At 45.0% G+C, this 16,805-nt stretch carries 18 protein-coding genes; 11 read left to right on the top strand and 7 right to left on the bottom strand.

Annotated features, from left to right (window positions below; genetic code table 11):
• Positions 1 to 138: 138 nt before the first annotated feature.
• From pepA to R7Z47_RS18555, 5 genes are all read left to right on the top strand, one after another.
• Positions 139 to 1,647 (top strand): leucyl aminopeptidase, encoded by a 1,509-nt coding sequence (gene pepA / locus R7Z47_RS18575; RefSeq protein WP_005381073.1) that lies wholly within the window; start codon positions 139 to 141, stop codon positions 1,645 to 1,647.
• Positions 1,648 to 1,762: 115 nt separating this feature from the next.
• Complete coding sequence (locus R7Z47_RS18570) at positions 1,763 to 2,212, top strand: DNA polymerase III subunit chi (protein WP_031777270.1); 450 nt, start codon at positions 1,763 to 1,765, stop codon at positions 2,210 to 2,212.
• 96 nt (positions 2,213 to 2,308) lie between these two features.
• Positions 2,309 to 5,167, top strand: a complete 2,859-nt coding sequence (locus R7Z47_RS18565; RefSeq protein ID WP_213874933.1) for a valine--tRNA ligase — start codon at positions 2,309 to 2,311, stop codon at positions 5,165 to 5,167.
• A 202-nt stretch (positions 5,168 to 5,369) separates the two neighbouring features.
• A complete protein-coding gene (locus tag R7Z47_RS18560; RefSeq protein WP_005381078.1) occupies positions 5,370 to 5,774 on the top strand; it encodes a DUF2061 domain-containing protein in 405 nt (134 codons plus the stop codon).
• Between the two features lie 115 nt (positions 5,775 to 5,889).
• The gene (locus R7Z47_RS18555; RefSeq protein WP_262607043.1) at positions 5,890 to 6,795 is read left to right on the top strand and encodes a bifunctional helix-turn-helix transcriptional regulator/GNAT family N-acetyltransferase; all 906 of its coding nucleotides are present in this window, start codon (positions 5,890 to 5,892) and stop codon (positions 6,793 to 6,795) included.
• A 19-nt stretch (positions 6,796 to 6,814) separates the two neighbouring features.
• Here the strand turns inward: R7Z47_RS18555 and R7Z47_RS18550 are convergent, their stop codons facing one another.
• Together R7Z47_RS18550 and rraB are read right to left on the bottom strand one after the other, a co-directional pair.
• A complete protein-coding gene (locus R7Z47_RS18550) occupies positions 6,815 to 7,615 on the bottom strand; it encodes a glycosyl hydrolase 2 galactose-binding domain-containing protein (RefSeq protein WP_033906208.1) in 801 nt (266 codons plus the stop codon).
• 154 nt (positions 7,616 to 7,769) lie between these two features.
• The gene (rraB, locus tag R7Z47_RS18545) at positions 7,770 to 8,183 is read right to left on the bottom strand and encodes a ribonuclease E inhibitor RraB (RefSeq protein WP_005381081.1); all 414 of its coding nucleotides are present in this window, start codon (positions 8,181 to 8,183) and stop codon (positions 7,770 to 7,772) included.
• Between the two features lie 583 nt (positions 8,184 to 8,766).
• Here rraB and arcA point away from each other — a divergent pair.
• The 6 genes from arcA (at position 8,767) to R7Z47_RS18515 (ending at position 13,356) form a co-directional block, all read left to right on the top strand.
• On the top strand, positions 8,767 to 9,987 hold the full coding sequence (arcA, locus tag R7Z47_RS18540; protein ID WP_005381082.1) for an arginine deiminase: 1,221 nt from the start codon (positions 8,767 to 8,769) through the stop codon (positions 9,985 to 9,987).
• Between the two features lie 156 nt (positions 9,988 to 10,143).
• Complete coding sequence (gene argF / locus R7Z47_RS18535) at positions 10,144 to 11,148, top strand: ornithine carbamoyltransferase (RefSeq protein WP_154205011.1); 1,005 nt, start codon at positions 10,144 to 10,146, stop codon at positions 11,146 to 11,148.
• Between the two features lie 99 nt (positions 11,149 to 11,247).
• Positions 11,248 to 11,343 carry a hypothetical protein gene (locus R7Z47_RS18530; protein ID WP_005381084.1) on the top strand — a complete coding sequence of 32 codons (96 nt, stop codon included), beginning with the start codon at positions 11,248 to 11,250 and terminating at the stop codon, positions 11,341 to 11,343.
• A gap of 86 nt (positions 11,344 to 11,429) precedes the next feature.
• A complete protein-coding gene (gene pyrB / locus R7Z47_RS18525) occupies positions 11,430 to 12,359 on the top strand; it encodes an aspartate carbamoyltransferase (protein ID WP_005381085.1) in 930 nt (309 codons plus the stop codon).
• Between the two features lie 15 nt (positions 12,360 to 12,374).
• Positions 12,375 to 12,836: an aspartate carbamoyltransferase regulatory subunit gene (pyrI, locus tag R7Z47_RS18520; protein ID WP_005381086.1), complete on the top strand. Its 462-nt coding sequence runs from the start codon at positions 12,375 to 12,377 to the stop codon at positions 12,834 to 12,836.
• A gap of 130 nt (positions 12,837 to 12,966) precedes the next feature.
• Positions 12,967 to 13,356 carry a RidA family protein gene (locus R7Z47_RS18515; protein WP_005381087.1) on the top strand — a complete coding sequence of 130 codons (390 nt, stop codon included), beginning with the start codon at positions 12,967 to 12,969 and terminating at the stop codon, positions 13,354 to 13,356.
• Positions 13,357 to 13,441: 85 nt separating this feature from the next.
• Here R7Z47_RS18515 and R7Z47_RS18510 read toward each other — a convergent pair whose 3' ends face one another.
• The 5 genes from R7Z47_RS18510 to mlaC form a co-directional block, all read right to left on the bottom strand.
• Positions 13,442 to 14,167 carry a 1-acylglycerol-3-phosphate O-acyltransferase gene (locus tag R7Z47_RS18510; RefSeq protein ID WP_005381088.1) on the bottom strand — a complete coding sequence of 242 codons (726 nt, stop codon included), beginning with the start codon at positions 14,165 to 14,167 and terminating at the stop codon, positions 13,442 to 13,444.
• A 155-nt stretch (positions 14,168 to 14,322) separates the two neighbouring features.
• On the bottom strand, positions 14,323 to 15,579 hold the full coding sequence (gene murA, locus R7Z47_RS18505) for a UDP-N-acetylglucosamine 1-carboxyvinyltransferase (RefSeq protein WP_005388419.1): 1,257 nt from the start codon (positions 15,577 to 15,579) through the stop codon (positions 14,323 to 14,325).
• 9 nt (positions 15,580 to 15,588) lie between these two features.
• Positions 15,589 to 15,843: a BolA family iron metabolism protein IbaG gene (gene ibaG / locus R7Z47_RS18500; protein ID WP_005381092.1), complete on the bottom strand. Its 255-nt coding sequence runs from the start codon at positions 15,841 to 15,843 to the stop codon at positions 15,589 to 15,591.
• Positions 15,844 to 15,846: 3 nt separating this feature from the next.
• Positions 15,847 to 16,167, bottom strand: a complete 321-nt coding sequence (locus tag R7Z47_RS18495; protein WP_005381093.1) for a lipid asymmetry maintenance protein MlaB — start codon at positions 16,165 to 16,167, stop codon at positions 15,847 to 15,849.
• Complete coding sequence (gene mlaC, locus R7Z47_RS18490; protein WP_005381098.1) at positions 16,167 to 16,805, bottom strand: phospholipid-binding protein MlaC; 639 nt, start codon at positions 16,803 to 16,805, stop codon at positions 16,167 to 16,169. Before mlaC ends, R7Z47_RS18495 begins: the two co-directional genes overlap by 1 nt.

The raw sequence follows: 16,805 nt of genomic DNA, 5'->3' as shown, positions 1-16,805 counted from the left end.
TTTATTTTTTTAAAAATTATAAACTAGATGTTAGTCGCTTAATCAGCTCTGCATGTTAAGTCTGGAGCTAAAATTCAACAAGTAAGCGATCATTATCTAACATTTAGAGCAATTTGTCTTCAGGATGTAGGAGTACGCATGGAGTTCAGTGTAAAAAGTGGCAGTCCAGAGAAACAACGTAGCGCATGTATCGTTGTTGGTGTGTTTGAACCACGTCGCCTTTCTCCAGTAGCCGAACAACTTGATAAAATCAGTGACGGTTACATCAGTTCACTACTTCGCCGTGGTGATCTAGAGGGTAAACCTGGTCAGATGCTGCTACTGCATCAAGTACCAGGTGTTTTGTCAGAGCGCGTTTTACTTGTCGGTTGCGGCAAAGAGCGTGAACTTGGCGAGCGCCAGTACAAGGAAATCATTCAAAAGACGATCAGCACACTTAACGAGACAGGCTCAATGGAAGCGGTATGTTTCCTAACTGAACTGCATGTTAAGGGTCGTGATACATACTGGAAAGTGCGCCAGGCTGTAGAAGCGACTAAAGATGGTCTATACACATTTAATCAATTCAAGAGCGTGAAACCTGAGACTCGCCGCCCACTGCGCAAGCTTGTTTTCAACGTACCAACGCGTCGTGAATTGAACTTGGGTGAAAAAGCAATCACTCATGGTCTTGCTATCGCATCAGGTGTCAAAGCCTCAAAAGACCTTGGCAACATGCCGCCAAACGTAGCTAATCCAGCTTACCTTGCTTCTCAAGCTCGTCGTCTAGCGGACGACTACGAAACCGTAACCACCAAAATTATTGGTGAGCAAGAGATGGAAAAGCTGGGTATGACCTCTTACCTAGCAGTAGGCCGTGGTTCTAAAAACGAATCTATGATGTCTATCATCGAGTACAAAGGTAACCCTGACTCAGATGCAAAACCGATTGTGCTCGTAGGTAAAGGTCTAACCTTCGACTCAGGCGGTATCTCTCTAAAGCCGGGTGAAGGTATGGATGAGATGAAGTACGACATGTGTGGTGCGGCATCGGTATTCGGTACAATGAAAGCGCTGGCGAAGCTAAACCTACCAATCAACGTTATTGGTGTTCTAGCGGGCTGTGAAAACATGCCTGGCAGCAACGCTTACCGTCCAGGTGACATCCTAACGACCATGTCTGGTCAAACTGTAGAAGTTCTGAACACGGATGCTGAAGGCCGTCTTGTTCTTTGTGACGCACTGACTTACGTAGAGCGTTTCGAACCAGACTGCGTGGTTGACGTTGCAACGCTAACTGGTGCTTGTGTTATCGCACTAGGCCACCATATCAGCGGCGTAATCTCTAACCACAACCCTCTTTCTCATGAGCTAGTAAACGCTTCTGAGCAAGCGAGTGACCGTGCATGGCGTCTACCAATGGCAGACGAGTACCACGAACAGTTGAAGAGCCCGTTTGCGGATATGGCAAACATTGGTGGTCGCCCTGGTGGCACAATTACTGCGGGTTGCTTCTTATCTAAGTTCGCGAAGAAGTATAACTGGGCACACGTCGATATCGCAGGTACCGCGTGGAAATCAGGCGCAGCGAAAGGCTCAACGGGCCGTCCTGTCTCAATGCTTGTCCAATTCCTTTTGAACCGCAGCGGCCAAGAGACAGAAGAGTAATTTCTGAACAGAATCTAAAAGGGCCGCAAGGCCCTTTTTTATTATCCTAATTTTCTAAAATGAAAGTGGGACTTAAGATGGTCTTAGGAAGAGACCCAAGGCAAGTGAGAGAATGATGCAAACTGCAACCTTCTACATCATTAACGAAGAGAGCCCGCAAGCAACGGTGGCTGGCTTTGAAGAATACATCGTGTTTTTGGCTCAGCACTTTGCTCGCCAAGGCGCTAAAGTGTATTTAAACTGCCAAGACAAACCACACGCCGAGCAGCTCGCTGAAGCCTTTTGGCAAGTTGATGCAGACAAGTTCATGGCACATAACCTCGTAGGCGAGGGACCGAAATACGCCACCAACATTGAAATCGGCCATGAAGGTGTAAAACCTAATTGGAACCGTCAGCTGGTAATTAATTTGGCGGAAAATGAGACAACCTTTGCGAACAAGTTTGCTCAAGTGGTAGACTTCGTGCCCTGCGAAGAAAAAGCTAAACAACTCGCAAGAGAAAGATATAAAATTTACCGTCAAGCAGGTTACCAGCTGCAAACGATCGAAATTCAATATCCTTAACGGTCAATCCTTATAGTTAAGGCGATCTTGTTAAGATCCCTCACTTATAAAGATTGACTAAGATTCAACCATCAACGTATCCATTAAAAGAGCGCTATGGAAAAGACATACAACCCAACTTCAATCGAACAAGCTCTGTATCAGACTTGGGAAGAGAAAGGCTACTTTAAGCCACACGGTGACACTACTAAAGAATCATACAGCATCATGATCCCGCCACCGAACGTCACTGGTAGCCTACACATGGGCCACGCGTTCCAAGATACGATCATGGATACGCTTATCCGTTGTGAACGTATGAAGGGTAAAAACACCCTTTGGCAAGTAGGTACTGACCACGCTGGTATCGCAACTCAGATGGTTGTTGAGCGTAAGATCGCTGCAGAAGAAGGCAAAACAAAACACGATTACGGTCGTGAAGCTTTCATCGACAAAATCTGGGAATGGAAAGGCGAATCTGGCGGCACTATCACTAAGCAGCTTCGTCGTCTTGGCGCATCTGTAGACTGGGATCGTGAACGCTTCACGATGGACGATGGTCTATCTAACGCCGTTCAAGAAGTGTTCGTACGTCTATACGAAGACGATCTAATCTACCGCGGTAAGCGTCTAGTTAACTGGGATCCAAAGCTACACACAGCGATTTCAGATCTAGAAGTAGAGAACAAAGACACTAAAGGCAACATGTGGCACTTCCGCTACCCACTAGCAGATGGCGCAAAAACAGCGGATGGCAAAGACTACATCGTTGTTGCAACGACTCGTCCAGAGACCGTGCTAGGCGATACAGGTGTTGCAGTTAACCCAGAAGATCCACGTTACAAAGATCTTATCGGTAAAGAAATCATCCTTCCTATCGTTGATCGTCGCATCCCAATCGTGGGCGATGAGCACGCAGATATGGAAAAAGGTACTGGCTGTGTGAAAATCACACCTGCGCACGACTTCAACGACTACGAAGTAGGTAAGCGCCACCAGCTACCAATGATCAACATTCTGACTTTCGACGCGAACATCCGCGACTCAGCAGAAGTATTCAACACTAACGGCGAAGCAAGCGACGCTTACAGCACTGAGCTACCAGCTAAATACCACGGTATGGAGCGTTTTGCCGCTCGTAAAGCTATCGTTGCTGAATTCGACGAGCTAGGCCTACTTGAAGAAGTGAAAGATCACGATCTACAAGTTCCTTACGGCGACCGTGGTGGCGTGGTTATCGAACCAATGCTAACTGACCAATGGTACGTACGTACTGCGCCTCTAGCGAAAACCGCAGTTGAAGCAGTAGAAAACGGCGACATCCAATTCGTTCCTAAGCAGTACGAAAACATGTACTTCTCTTGGATGCGTGACGTTCAAGACTGGTGTATCTCTCGTCAGCTATGGTGGGGTCACCGTATCCCAGCTTGGTACGACAACCAAGGTAATGTTTACGTAGGTCGCACTGAAGAAGAAGTTCGTAAGAACAACAACCTAGAGTCAGTCATTGAACTGCACCAAGACGAAGACGTACTGGATACGTGGTTCTCTTCTGCACTATGGACGTTCGGTACTCAAGGTTGGCCAGAGCAAACTGACGATCTGAAAGTATTCCACCCTTCAGACGTACTAGTAACTGGTTTCGACATCATCTTCTTCTGGGTTGCGCGCATGATCATGATGACCATGCACTTCGTGAAAGACGAAAACGGCAAGCCACAAGTACCATTTAAGACGGTTTACGTTACTGGTCTAATCCGTGACGAAAACGGCGACAAGATGTCTAAGTCGAAAGGTAACGTCCTTGATCCAATCGACATGATCGATGGTATCGACCTAGAGTCTCTCGTAGAGAAGCGTTGTGGCAACATGATGCAGCCTCAACTAGCGAAGAAGATCGAGAAGAACACTCGTAAGACGTTTGAAAACGGTATCGAAGCATACGGTACAGATGCACTGCGTTTCACTCTTGCAGCAATGGCATCAACAGGTCGTGATATCAACTGGGATATGAAGCGTCTTGAGGGTTACCGTAACTTCTGTAACAAACTATGGAACGCTAGCCGTTACGTAATGATGAACACAGAAGAGCAAGATTGTGGCTTCAACGGTGGTGAGATTGAATACTCACTAGCAGACAAGTGGATTGAGTCTCAGTTTGAACTTGCAGCGAAAGCGTTCAACAACCATATCGACAACTTCCGTCTAGATATGGCTGCGAACACGCTTTACGAATTCATCTGGAACCAATTCTGTGACTGGTACCTAGAGCTTACTAAGCCAGTTCTATGGAAAGGTACTGAAGCACAACAGCGTGGTACTCGTCGTACATTAATCACGGTTCTTGAGAAGACTCTACGTCTAGCTCACCCAGTGATTCCTTACATCACTGAAACTATCTGGCAAAGCATCAAGCCATTAGTTGAAGGTGTAGAAGGCGAGACAATCATGCTACAAACACTTCCTCAATTCGACGAAGCAAACTTCAACCAAGAAGCGCTAGATGATATCGAATGGGTGAAGGCGTTCATTACCAGCATCCGTAACCTACGTGCTGAATACGACATCAACCCTGGTAAGCCGCTTGACGTTATGCTGAAAGCAGCAAATGCAGAAGATGCCTCTCGTCTAGAAGCAAGCAAGCAAGTACTGATGTCACTAGCGAAGCTAGAAGCAGTACGCGTGCTTGAAACTGGCGAACAAACTCCTGCATGTGCGACAGCACTGGTTGGTAAGTCTGAGTTGATGATCCCAATGGCAGGTCTGATCGACAAAGATGCTGAGCTTGCTCGTCTAGATGGCGAAATCAAGAAGACTCACGGCGAAATCAAGCGTATCGAAGGCAAACTAGGTAACGAAGGCTTCGTAGCGAAAGCACCTGAAGCAGTTGTTGCTAAAGAGCGTGAGAAGCTTGAAGGCTACAAAGAGACACTAGCTAAGCTAGAAGAGCAGAAGACAACGATCGCTGCACTTTAAGCCTCAGTGAAAGAGAAGAACTAACACTTCTCACTTTTGGTTCAAAAGGTTGGTCATCATGGCCAACCTTTTTTGTATACATTTCACCAAAACCATCATCAATAGCTTCCCCCTATCACAACAATACTCATTACCCATTAGCATTAATGAGAATTATTATCGATAATAAACTCATCGAAACAAACACGATTGAGTAATTATCATGAAAAAGACACTAACTTTCGCAGCACTGCATTTTACTATCGCATTTAGTGTCGCTTACGTACTCACAGGCGACATTCTAATTGGTAGTTTAATTGCCATGATTGAGCCTTCAGTGAACACCGTAGCCTTCTACTTTCATGAAAAGGCATGGGCAAAAGTCCCAGCACTTAAAGCTCGTCAGTGGATGACCAAATTAAAAACCGCAAGCTTTGCGACCGTGCACTTCAGCGTCGCTTTTACAGTGGTTTACTTACTAACAGGTGATGCATTCGTCGGCGGCGTAATGGCGATGCTAGAGCCGAGTTTGAACACGGTGGCTTACTACTTCCACGAGAAAGTATGGATGCGTAAATCATCAGAAAAAGCTCCAGCACCGCAGTTTTGTTTACATCACCACGCTTAAACATGGAGGCTCACTACGTCTCCTAACGAGAAAAATGACATTTACCATTGACAAGGTTGCGCACCGCAATTAATTTAATTGCGGTGCGCAACTTTATTTTTAGAGGTAAGTGATAATGAACGCTCGTCAACTTCGACACTACTCCCGTCAAGCCGTCCGATTGCTTGGTATACTTGATAAACAATGCGGCGATGTCGCTCTCACTCCAGTGCAAGCGCACGCATTGGGTGAAATCCAATTGCAGCCATTGACCATCAATCAGCTGGCACAGCAGCTTAATGTCGACAAGTCCAACGCGAGCCGAACCGTTACTGGTTTGATTAAATTAGGTTTGGTCGAGAGCATCGAAAACCCAAAAGACAAACGTAGTCAACTCGTAGCGATTACAGAGCAAGGCCAGCAGGCGTTATCACAACTGGACCAACAGCAAAACCACTTCTTTGAACAACTGCTTACCCAACTCGATGACAGCGAGCAAGAGCAACTCAAACTTGGTCTAGAGACTTACCTAAAAGGGCTAACAAAAGTGTGTCAGTCTGAGGAATACGTTCTTCGACCTCTTACTAAAGCAGACAACCCGCAAGTCGCAGATGTGATTCGTAAAGTCTCTGCAGAATACGGCTTAACCGCAGACAAAGGTTATGGTGTGGCCGATCCAACGCTTGATGATATGTATTCGGTTTACAATCAATGCGGGGCCGCCTACTGGGTCATTGAACATCGCGGAGAGATCGTTGGTGGCGGTGGCTTTGCCCCTTTAGCTGGCGAGCCAAATGTGTGTGAACTACAAAAGATGTACTTCTTACCTCAAACACGAGGGCACGGTTTAGCCAAACGCATCGTCGCATTGAGCTTACAATTGGCGAAACAATTTGGGTATCAGCAGTGCTATTTAGAGACAACTGAATGTCTGAGAGAAGCGGTAAGCTTGTATGAAAAGCTAGGCTTTGAGCATCTCGATACCCCGCTTGGACAAACAGGGCATGATGCATGTGAAGTAGTGATGCTTAAAACACTGTAATAAAGAGCATTACTAAGAGTTAAAGCACAACATGGGTAACACAAAGCTCCTGGCTCAAGGCAACAGTGAAGTTTTGGTGCTGCCCATCCAACTCAACAGACAACTGGTAGAGATCACTTGGATCAGGATCAGTAAGATCGGCATACTTTGGCGCTTCGATCTGGAATAAAGCGCTCGCATGCTCCGCTCGGACATCAATAGGAATATGGTAAGTCATGCCATTGAACTTAACCGATGCCGATACTAAACCCGGCGCAAAAGTTTGGTAGTACAAATCCACCTTAAACTCGCAACCACCACCGTGGTGCCAAATCTGCTCGGTTGCCACGCGGTCTAAACGTACATTGCGAATGAACTGCAGATACGGTTCTTGCCATACCCCTAAGCGCTCATCACTTTTTTTATATTCATGATCGGACAGAGAGCACAGCTCAGGTTTATCTTCATCAAACAGAAGATCCTCTTCTTCCTCTAAGAACAAGATTTCAAAGCGGTTACGCCCCATTTGCATGAACGGACGAATGTCTTTCTTGTAGACATTTTGAGAACCGTCACAGTCGAACAATGCTACTCCGTTCAAACGCACTTCTGCATGGTAATCCACACCACCCAACACCATTTCTACCGCTGGGAATGCCATCATGGATTCGTCCACTTCAATGTCATGCATCAGGTGCCACTCTTGCTGACGAATTGCTTCTTCTGTCAGTTCAGCTGGCAATACCTGACTCAAAGGAGCAGGGAAAGTAATGTCATCCTGTGGGATAGAAAGGTCCGTCAGTGGAGAGACTTGCCATAAACCGGCGAGTGAGAGTTGCATATACACCTTGAGCTAGATCAATTTTCACGCATTATAGGGAGAAATCCCCTATAAACTCAATGTGAATTATTTATCGCCTCCACATTCGTCAGTTTTTCAAGGTATAAAAAAACCAGCGTTAAACGCTGGTTTTTCCAAAAGTAGTGAGCTTTGATTACTCGTCGTCTTCATCTTCTTCAGGGTAAAGCGCATCTTCGCCTTCGTAGTACGTACCCCAACCGTCATAGATGATGTCGTATTTTTCTGCCAAGTGAATCAATTTTTCAACTTGCGCATCAATCGCTTCTGCGTCTAGTGCGGACTCCATAGTCGCATCACAGCAAAGCAACTTGTTACCATCTTCATCTTCAGTTTCTTCTGCTTCAAGAACTTCAAAGCCCATCTTGAATGCTTCAACTACCGCTTTTTCTAGCGTGTCAAAATCTTCGGCAAACAGGTGGTGCTCAATTTCGTATAGCGAATCTGGATCGCTGCCATCTTCTAGCAATGCTGCAATGATATCGCGAGTCTCTTCCTTTTGAATCTCAATTAATTCTTCTACTGATAGATATTCATCTTCGTGAGACATGTTTTGGCTCCAGATTAGTTACTTGATGGAAACACAATACCCGATACTGAGTATGCTGATCCGGTGAAATATGGCATGGATTGCGATGAAAAGCCACAAACAAACATCATACCACTGCGATTCTTATCGGTTATTTGAATCTAAATATTAAACCGACCACACAAAGAAACAAAAAATTAACAAAGAATGGCATTTTTTAATATTCAGAACATCCTAATTGACACTTAATGTGGTTATTTTCTCTTTCTATGCGTGTTTATGATGCTTTCTTGAATACACTCACGTGTAAAACGAAGAAGCATAACGAATAAATTCACTTTAATAATGCATAATTTAGAATAAAAATGCACGTTTTATGCACTGTGCGTGTATTCTTTCTCAACGGGAAAATTAGAATAAAAACGCACGCACTCTAATTTTAGCAAAATAGCATTTATATCTAATAATAAATTTAATAAGAATCAAAATAAAAATAAAAAACTCACAAAACCAGAAACACCAGAATATAAACAAAGCTTGATAACTTGCATCTTTCTAGGAAGCTTGTCATAACTAATGGCTGGAAAATTTGTAAGGATACAAAATGAGCAAGCTGTACGTTGGATCAGAAGTTGGTCAACTTCGACGAGTTCTATTAAATCGCCCTGAACGCGCCCTAACCCACTTAACTCCGTCAAACTGTCATGAGTTGCTATTTGATGACGTTCTTGCTGTAGAAGCGGCAGGTGAAGAGCACGATGCATTCGCACGTACGCTGCGCGAGCAAGACGTTGAAGTGCTTCTCCTCCACGATTTACTGGTCGAAACCCTCGCCGTTCCAGAAGCAAAACAATGGCTGCTGAACACTCAGATTTCTGACTTTCGTTACGGGCCAACCTTTGCGCGAGACCTACGCCAATACTTTTCAGAAATGGATGATGAACACCTTGCCTGCATCTTTTTAGGTGGCTTAGCTTACTCAGAGCTACCGATCTCCTCATCTTCTATGCTGCCAAAAATGAAGCGTCCTCTCGACTTTGTTATTGAGCCACTGCCTAATCACCTCTTTACTCGTGATACCTCATGCTGGGTTTATGGCGGCGTTTCTCTTAACCCGATGATGATGCCTGCACGCCAACGTGAAACAAACCACTTACGTGCGATTTATCGTTGGCACCCAATTTTTGCTGGCCAAGATTTTATCAAATACTTCGGTGACGATGATCTGCATTATGATAATGCGAATGTCGAAGGCGGTGATGTGTTGGTTATTGGTAAAGGTGCAGTTCTTATCGGTATGTCTGAGCGTACGACTGCACAAGGTGTAGAGAACCTTGCAGCAAGCCTATTTAAAGCAGGCCAAGCGACCGAAGTGATTGCAATTGATCTGCCTAAACACCGCTCATGTATGCATTTAGACACCGTGATGACCCATATGGATGTAGATACTTTCTCTGTCTACCCTGAGATCATGCGCAAAGATCTCGACACATGGCGCTTAACACCAAAAGGCAACGGTGAAATGCATGTTGAAGCCTCACATAACTATCTGCACGCGATTGAGTCCGCTCTTGGCTTAGATCAGCTGAAAATCATCACCACTGGTGGCGACAGCTATGAAGCGGAACGCGAACAATGGAATGATGCCAATAACGTTCTAACTGTAAAACCGGGCGTAGTAATTGGTTACGAACGTAACGTATACACCAACGAAAAATACGATAAAGCTGGCATCAAAGTACTGACAGTACCTGGTAACGAGCTTGGTCGTGGTCGCGGTGGCGCTCGCTGTATGAGCTGTCCAATAGAACGAGACGATATATAACTTACTCGTCCCTTTACATTAGGTGAATCAAAACTAAGGTTGATGTGAATACATCAACCTTTTTTAGCTTTAATTAAAAATAATTATTCACAATAAAAGCATTTATATGTTTTAATGAATTCTATTAATCTAATCACATGTACTAAGGGACGAGCTATGGCTTTCAATTTACGTAACCGCAACTTTTTGAAGCTATTGGACTTCTCAACCAAAGAAATCCAGTTTTTGCTCGAACTGTCTGCAGAGCTGAAAAAAGCTAAATATGCAGGAACAGAGCAGAAGACACTTCAAGGTAAAAACATCGCACTAATCTTTGAGAAATCTTCGACTCGTACCCGATGTGCGTTTGAAGTCGCTGCCTTTGACCAAGGTGCTCAAGTCTCTTACATCGGCCCTTCTGGCTCGCAGATCGGTCATAAGGAATCGATGAAAGACACCGCTCGTGTTCTTGGTCGTATGTACGACGGGATTGAATACCGAGGCTTTGGCCAATCAATTGTTGAAGAGCTTGGTACTTATGCTGATGTTCCAGTGTGGAATGGTTTAACGGATGAGTTCCACCCAACCCAGATCCTTGCTGACTTCCTGACCATGCAAGAGCACGGCCGTGGTAAACAGCTGCATGAAATAACCTTCGCTTACCTAGGTGATGCGCGCAACAACATGGGTAACTCACTTATGGTGGGCGCAGCGAAAATGGGCATGGATATTCGCCTTGTCGCGCCAAAAGCGTTCTGGCCTGAAGAAGAGCTCGTGGCAACTTGTCAAACTATCGCGCAACAAACCGGTGCAAAAATCACGTTAACAGAAAGCGTTGAGGAAGGTGTGAAAGGTTGTGACTTCCTATACACCGACGTTTGGGTGTCTATGGGTGAGTCTGCCGAGGCATGGGATGAGCGTGTAGCGTTAATGACACCTTATCAAATCAATATGAACGTGATTGAGCAAACGGGTAATCCACATGTGAAATTCATGCACTGCCTTCCAGCTTTCCACAATGATGAAACCACCGTCGGCAAAGAAGTCGCTGAAAAATACGGTATGAAAGGCCTTGAAGTAACAGAAGAGGTATTTGAATCGGAATACTCCATCGTATTCGACGAAGCTGAAAACCGTATGCATACCATCAAAGCCGTAATGGTTGCGACGCTAGGAAGCTAAACCAGCGCGCAAAAACAGCCGATAAAAACCATGATGTAATCGCTTGCGCTCACGAAAGTTAAGCGTATAATGCTCGACAATTTGTCTGAGGATTAAGAAATGACCACGCTGATTGCTGACGTAAAAACGCGATTTGCTCTCGCTAAGCGACTACGCTTACGTGGTGTTATTTTCGTTAATTCTATTGAATTTTAAAACCTCCCCATTGGGGAGGTTTTTTTATGTCCAAAATTCCTTTCGGTTATTTGGATGTAGTCATCAATGTTATAGGGAAGAAGATCATGGCGAACTCGCTTTACCAGAAGCACATCATCTCTATTCCAGAGCTTTCACGCGAAGAACTGGAACTTATCGTAGAAACAGCAGGTAGCCTTAAAAAAGCACCTCGACCAGAACTGATTAAAAACAAAGTCGTTGCAAGTTGTTTCTTTGAACCATCAACACGTACACGTTTATCGTTTGAAACAGCGATTCAGCGCATTGGTGGTGACGTGATTGGCTTTGATAATGATGGTAATACCTCTCTGGCGAAAAAAGGCGAAACACTCGCAGATTCAGTACAAGTCATCTCTTCTTACGTCGATGCCTTTGTGATGCGTCATCCACAAGAAGGCGCCGCTCGCTTGGCCTCTGAATTTTCAAATGGCGTGCCAGTGATCAACGCGGGCGACGGTGCAAACCAACACCCAACTCAAACGCTACTCGACCTATACACCATCGCGGAAACACAAGGGCGTCTAGACAACCTGAACGTCGCATTCGTAGGTGATCTAAAATATGGCCGCACAGTGCACTCACTGACTCAAGCCTTAGCAAAGTTTAACAACATCCGCTTCTTCTTTGTTGCACCAGATGCGCTGGCAATGCCAGATTACATCTGCGAAGAACTAGATGAAGCTGGCATTCAATATAGCCTACACACAGACATGGAAAGTGTGATTCCTGAACTGGATATTCTGTACATGACACGCGTACAGAAAGAACGTTTTGACGAATCGGAATACGCACATATTAAGTCGGCTTACATCCTAACGGCAGCACTACTAGAAGGCGCGCGCGAGAACTTGAAAGTACTGCACCCACTACCACGTGTGGATGAAATCACAACTGATGTTGATAAAACGCCTCATGCTTACTTCTTCCAGCAAGCTCAAAATGGCGTGTATGCTCGCCAAGCACTGCTGGCGCTTGTTCTAAACGAAACACTGTAATCGAGGGGAAAAATCATGGCTAAAGAAACTCAATTGCAGGTAGAAGCAATCAAAAATGGTACGGTCATCGACCACATCCCTGCGCAAATCGGCATCAAAGTATTAAGACTGTTCGATATGCACAATTCATCACAACGCGTAACGATTGGACTGAACTTGCCATCATCAGCACTCGGTCATAAAGATCTACTCAAAATCGAAAATGTGTTTATCAATGAAGAGCAAGCGAGCAAGCTAGCGTTGTATGCTCCTCACGCGACCGTGAATCAAATCGAGAATTATGAAGTGGTGAAAAAGCTCGCGTTAGAGCTTCCTGAGCGCATCAATGATGTATTTGAATGCCCGAATTCAAACTGTATTTCTCATAATGAACCAGTAGAAAGCAGCTTTAGCGTGTTCGAGAAAAAACAAGAAATCCGCCTAAAGTGTAAATACTGCGAGAAAGTGTTCTCACGCGAGATCGTAACCGAGCGATAAACACGCCGCACGACTAGGCTGTGATACGTTTAAAATACCCTGCAATGTCAGGGTATTTTGCTCTTTACCTACCGAGGGTTTAGAGGCAAACTGAGAATCTTTATTCCCTACAACTGATGGAAAAAATCAAATGACGAAAGTACTTCACACTGAGTCTGCACCAGCAGCAATCGGTCCTTACGTTCAAGGCGTAGATCTAGGTAACATGGTTCTTACTTCAGGCCAAATCCCAGTAAACCCAGCGACAGGTGAAGTGTCTGCTGATATCGCAGAACAAGCTCGTCAGTCTCTAGAAAACGTAAAGGCTGTAGTTGAATCTTCAGGTCTTAAAGTATCTGATATTGTAAAGCTAACGGTTTTTGTTAAAGACCTAAATGACTTTGGCACGGTGAACGAAGTTTACGGCAAGTTCTTTGATGAGCACGGCGTAGCAAACTACCCTGCACGCTCTTGTGTAGAAGTGGCTCGCCTACCAAAAGATGTTGGCATCGAGATTGAAGCAATCGCTGTTCGCAAATAATTGCACTTGCTGACAAACAATAAAAAACGGGTAGCTCAGGCTACCCGTTTTTTATTGTCTTTTCGTGATGATATCGCAGTAAAACTTAAGCAGCGTTGCGCTGTTTGACTTCTTCATCTAACGATTCAAGCTTCTCTTTCATCTGTTCACGACAGATATTCGCTAACTCGCGAATGCCCTCTTTACCATAGCCTTCAGTGCTGATTGGAGGTAGCATTTCAACAATCACATGACCATTGTTCCAACGGTTCAGCTTAATTTTATTCGTCGAGCTACATACGATAGGAATGATTGGCACACCTGCACCAATTGCCGCATGAAAAGCACCTGTTTTGAATGGCAGCAAACCACGTCCACGAGAACGCGTGCCTTCTGGGAACATCCACACCGAAACATCACTTTCTTTCATGCTGCTCACGACCTGATCGATAGTACCTTTTGCTTTAGAACGATTCGCTCGGTCAATCAGAATGTTACCCGTAAGCCAGTAAAGCTGACCAAACAGTGGCATCCAAGCCAAGCTCTTTTTACCTACTGTCACAACTTTCGGAGTCACAGCCGCAGAAACAGTAAACATGTCCCAGTTGTTCTGGTGGTTAGCAATGTAAACATGTTGGCCGCGTGAATACGCATCTTCAGGGATACGCAACTCTAACTTAATCCCAAACACACGAGACATCTTGGCAAACAAACGGCCAAAAGTGAAAACGTGCTTAGGGTTTCTAGGGCTTAATAGGCAGTAACCACAACCACCAATAAACATAACAATCGCAAAGATAGCGACAGCAAATACACGTAACAGTGCAATCATTCTTGTTCTCCAGGAACCGGCTTTTGCCAGATACAGCTATTAATATCTCTCTTTCCATAAAGGGAAAATATGGTCATGAGAGTGATATAAAAAAGCCGAAACTCAGGTTTCGGCTCTCTTGATATCCAAGTTACCTGCGGTGCAGTTTAACTTGCCTAGCTCACTCGCTCAATATTTGCGCCAAGTGCAGCCAGTTTATTTTCGATTTTGTCGTAACCACGGTCGATATGGTAAATACGATCAACGACGGTTTCGCCTTTAGCAATGCAACCTGCAATAACCAAACTAGCCGAAGCTCGTAGATCGGTTGCCATCACTTGCGCACCGCTAAGTGACTCAACATCACCACAGATAACCGTATTGCCTTCGATCTCAGCTTTAGCGCCCATACGCATGAGTTCTGGTACGTGCATAAAGCGGTTTTCAAAGATAGTCTCAGTGATTACGCCGCCACCTTTCGCCATCATGTTCAGTAGCGTAAATTGAGCTTGCATATCCGTCGGGAAACCAGGATGTGGCGCAGTACGTACACTTACCGCTTTTAGCTCGCGGTCGGTCATATCAACGGAGATCCAATCTTCACCCGTTTCGACAAGCGCGCCAGCTTCTTCCAGCTTGGCGAGAACCGCTTCAAGCAAATGAGCATTAGTGTTGCGACATACCACTTTACCGCCAGATACTGCTGCTGCGACAAGGAATGTTCCCGTCTCAATACGGTCAGCAACCACGTTGTGTTTACAACCGCCTAGGCGCTCAACACCTTCAATCGTAATGGTATCTGTGCCAGCGCCAGAGATTTTTGCGCCAAGCTTATTTAGGAAATCAGCGGTATCGACGATTTCAGGCTCACGCGCAGCGTTATCTAGTGTTGTTGTGCCTTCCGCCAGCGCTGCAGCACACATGATGGTGATCGTCGCGCCTACGCTGACTTTATCCATCACGATGTGCGCGCCTTTTAGACGACCATCCACTTCTGCTTTCACATAACCATCTTCTAATGTAATGGTTGCGCCAAGCTGCTCTAAACCAGAAATATGTAGATCCACAGGACGAGCGCCAATAGCACAACCGCCTGGTAAAGAAACCTGACCTTGACCAAAGCGCGCCACCAAAGGACCCAAAGCCCAAATAGAAGCACGCATGGTTTTCACCAAGTCATAAGGCGCACAGTATTCTGTAATACTGCTTGGATCAACATGAACAGAGCCATTGCGGCTTACTTTCGCGCCTAAACGCTTAAGCAATTCCATCGTTGTGTCGATATCACGAAGGTGTGGTACGTTTGCCACTTCTACTGGCTCTTCCGCCAAGATAGACGCAAATAAAATCGGCAGTGCTGCGTTTTTTGCACCTGAAATGGTCACTTCACCAACTAGTGGTTTATCTGACCCAATAACTCGAAACTTTTCCATCAATAAACCTTAAAGCGACATCAATTTCTTATCACGAGCCCACTCTTCTGGTGTGAACGCTTTGATTGATAATGCGTGAATGTCGTTACGCTGGATGTATTCCATCAGAGGAGCATAAATTAGCTGCTGCTTCTTAACGCGGCTCATTCCATCGAAACAAGCATCAACAGCAACCACTTCATAGTGGCTACCTTCACCTTTCACATGCACTTCTTGAAGGTTTAGTGCTTCTTCTAATAACTGTTGTACTTTTGCGCTATCCACAATTTACCCCTGATAATTCTGTATGTGTTTGGCCACTAAAGATTCAACATTGCTCAGTTGAAACAAAGTGCGCAGTTGCGCCGGCACGAAACTGAGCATTATATGACAGTTTTGCTTTTTTGCATGCTCTAATAAGTGGATTAACATCACCATTCCTGCAGAGTCGACGCGCTCTATCTCTTTTAGCGAGCATTCCAGCTCCGATTGAGCAGGTTGCCATTGCTGTGCATACGCCCACAATGAAGGCACTGTATCTCTATCAAGTGCCCCTGTTAGCTTAAGAATGTTTTGATCCAATTGCCACTGAGCGGGAGTCTGGGCCATTATTTCTTCGCCTCGAAGCGGATCGGTTCTGCGGCCAATTTTTCTAGGTCTTTAGCAACAGATAGAATACCTTCTTGACGAATTTTACTGTTCCATTCGGATTGTTTACTAGAAAGCAAACTAATGCCCTCTGCAATCATATCGAATGCTTCCCACTCACCAGACTGGTTGTCTTTACGCAGTTTAAACTCAAGTTTGATGTTTGGACGCGGAGTATCGATGATATCAACTTTAATGCTTGTAATACGCTTAGAGTCATCAATGCTAGGCTCAGGACCAAACTCAATTTTTTGGTCAGAGTATTGCGTCAACACTTGTGCATAAGACGCAATCAGGTACGCACGAAATGCATCGATAAACTCAAGTACATCTTCACGCTTAGCACCTTTTAAGTTTGGACCAAGAAGTTTTAACCCTGCATAGCGGTAGTTGACGTAAGGCATTAGCTCTTCTTCAACGATCACTTTAAGTAAATTTGGATCTTGTTTGATTTTCGGCTGTTCGGCTTTCAATCTTTCGAACGTGACTTCAGCTACCTGCTTCATCATTTTATAAGGTTCAGTTTTATCCACCTCTGCTGCTGTTGCTCCAAAGACGCTAAACACAGCACAAACTGAAAGTAGTAATCTCGCTAACAT

Source organism: Vibrio sp. 1641 (genome assembly GCF_033339995.1).
Taxonomy (GTDB): domain Bacteria; phylum Pseudomonadota; class Gammaproteobacteria; order Enterobacterales; family Vibrionaceae; genus Vibrio; species Vibrio alginolyticus.
Note: the sequence above shows the minus strand (reverse complement) of the source record. Positions and strands in the feature narration are given on the sequence as shown.

Coding starts and splice junctions, on each gene's coding strand:
- R7Z47_RS18515 (WP_005381087.1), top strand. CDS start 12,967: ATGACGAAAGTACTTCACACTGAGTCTGCACCAGCAGCAATCGGTCCT.
- R7Z47_RS18570 (WP_031777270.1), top strand. CDS start 1,763: ATGCAAACTGCAACCTTCTACATCATTAACGAAGAGAGCCCGCAAGCA.
- arcA (WP_005381082.1), top strand. CDS start 8,767: ATGAGCAAGCTGTACGTTGGATCAGAAGTTGGTCAACTTCGACGAGTT.
- pyrI (WP_005381086.1), top strand. CDS start 12,375: ATGGCTAAAGAAACTCAATTGCAGGTAGAAGCAATCAAAAATGGTACG.
- R7Z47_RS18565 (WP_213874933.1), top strand. CDS start 2,309: ATGGAAAAGACATACAACCCAACTTCAATCGAACAAGCTCTGTATCAG.
- argF (WP_154205011.1), top strand. CDS start 10,144: ATGGCTTTCAATTTACGTAACCGCAACTTTTTGAAGCTATTGGACTTC.
- R7Z47_RS18555 (WP_262607043.1), top strand. CDS start 5,890: ATGAACGCTCGTCAACTTCGACACTACTCCCGTCAAGCCGTCCGATTG.
- pyrB (WP_005381085.1), top strand. CDS start 11,430: ATGGCGAACTCGCTTTACCAGAAGCACATCATCTCTATTCCAGAGCTT.
- rraB (WP_005381081.1), bottom strand. CDS start 8,183: ATGTCTCACGAAGATGAATATCTATCAGTAGAAGAATTAATTGAGATT.
- mlaC (WP_005381098.1), bottom strand. CDS start 16,805: ATGTTAGCGAGATTACTACTTTCAGTTTGTGCTGTGTTTAGCGTCTTT.
- R7Z47_RS18510 (WP_005381088.1), bottom strand. CDS start 14,167: ATGATTGCACTGTTACGTGTATTTGCTGTCGCTATCTTTGCGATTGTT.
- R7Z47_RS18550 (WP_033906208.1), bottom strand. CDS start 7,615: ATGCAACTCTCACTCGCCGGTTTATGGCAAGTCTCTCCACTGACGGAC.
- pepA (WP_005381073.1), top strand. CDS start 139: ATGGAGTTCAGTGTAAAAAGTGGCAGTCCAGAGAAACAACGTAGCGCA.
- R7Z47_RS18530 (WP_005381084.1), top strand. CDS start 11,248: ATGACCACGCTGATTGCTGACGTAAAAACGCGATTTGCTCTCGCTAAG.
- R7Z47_RS18560 (WP_005381078.1), top strand. CDS start 5,370: ATGAAAAAGACACTAACTTTCGCAGCACTGCATTTTACTATCGCATTT.
- R7Z47_RS18495 (WP_005381093.1), bottom strand. CDS start 16,167: ATGGCCCAGACTCCCGCTCAGTGGCAATTGGATCAAAACATTCTTAAG.
- murA (WP_005388419.1), bottom strand. CDS start 15,579: ATGGAAAAGTTTCGAGTTATTGGGTCAGATAAACCACTAGTTGGTGAA.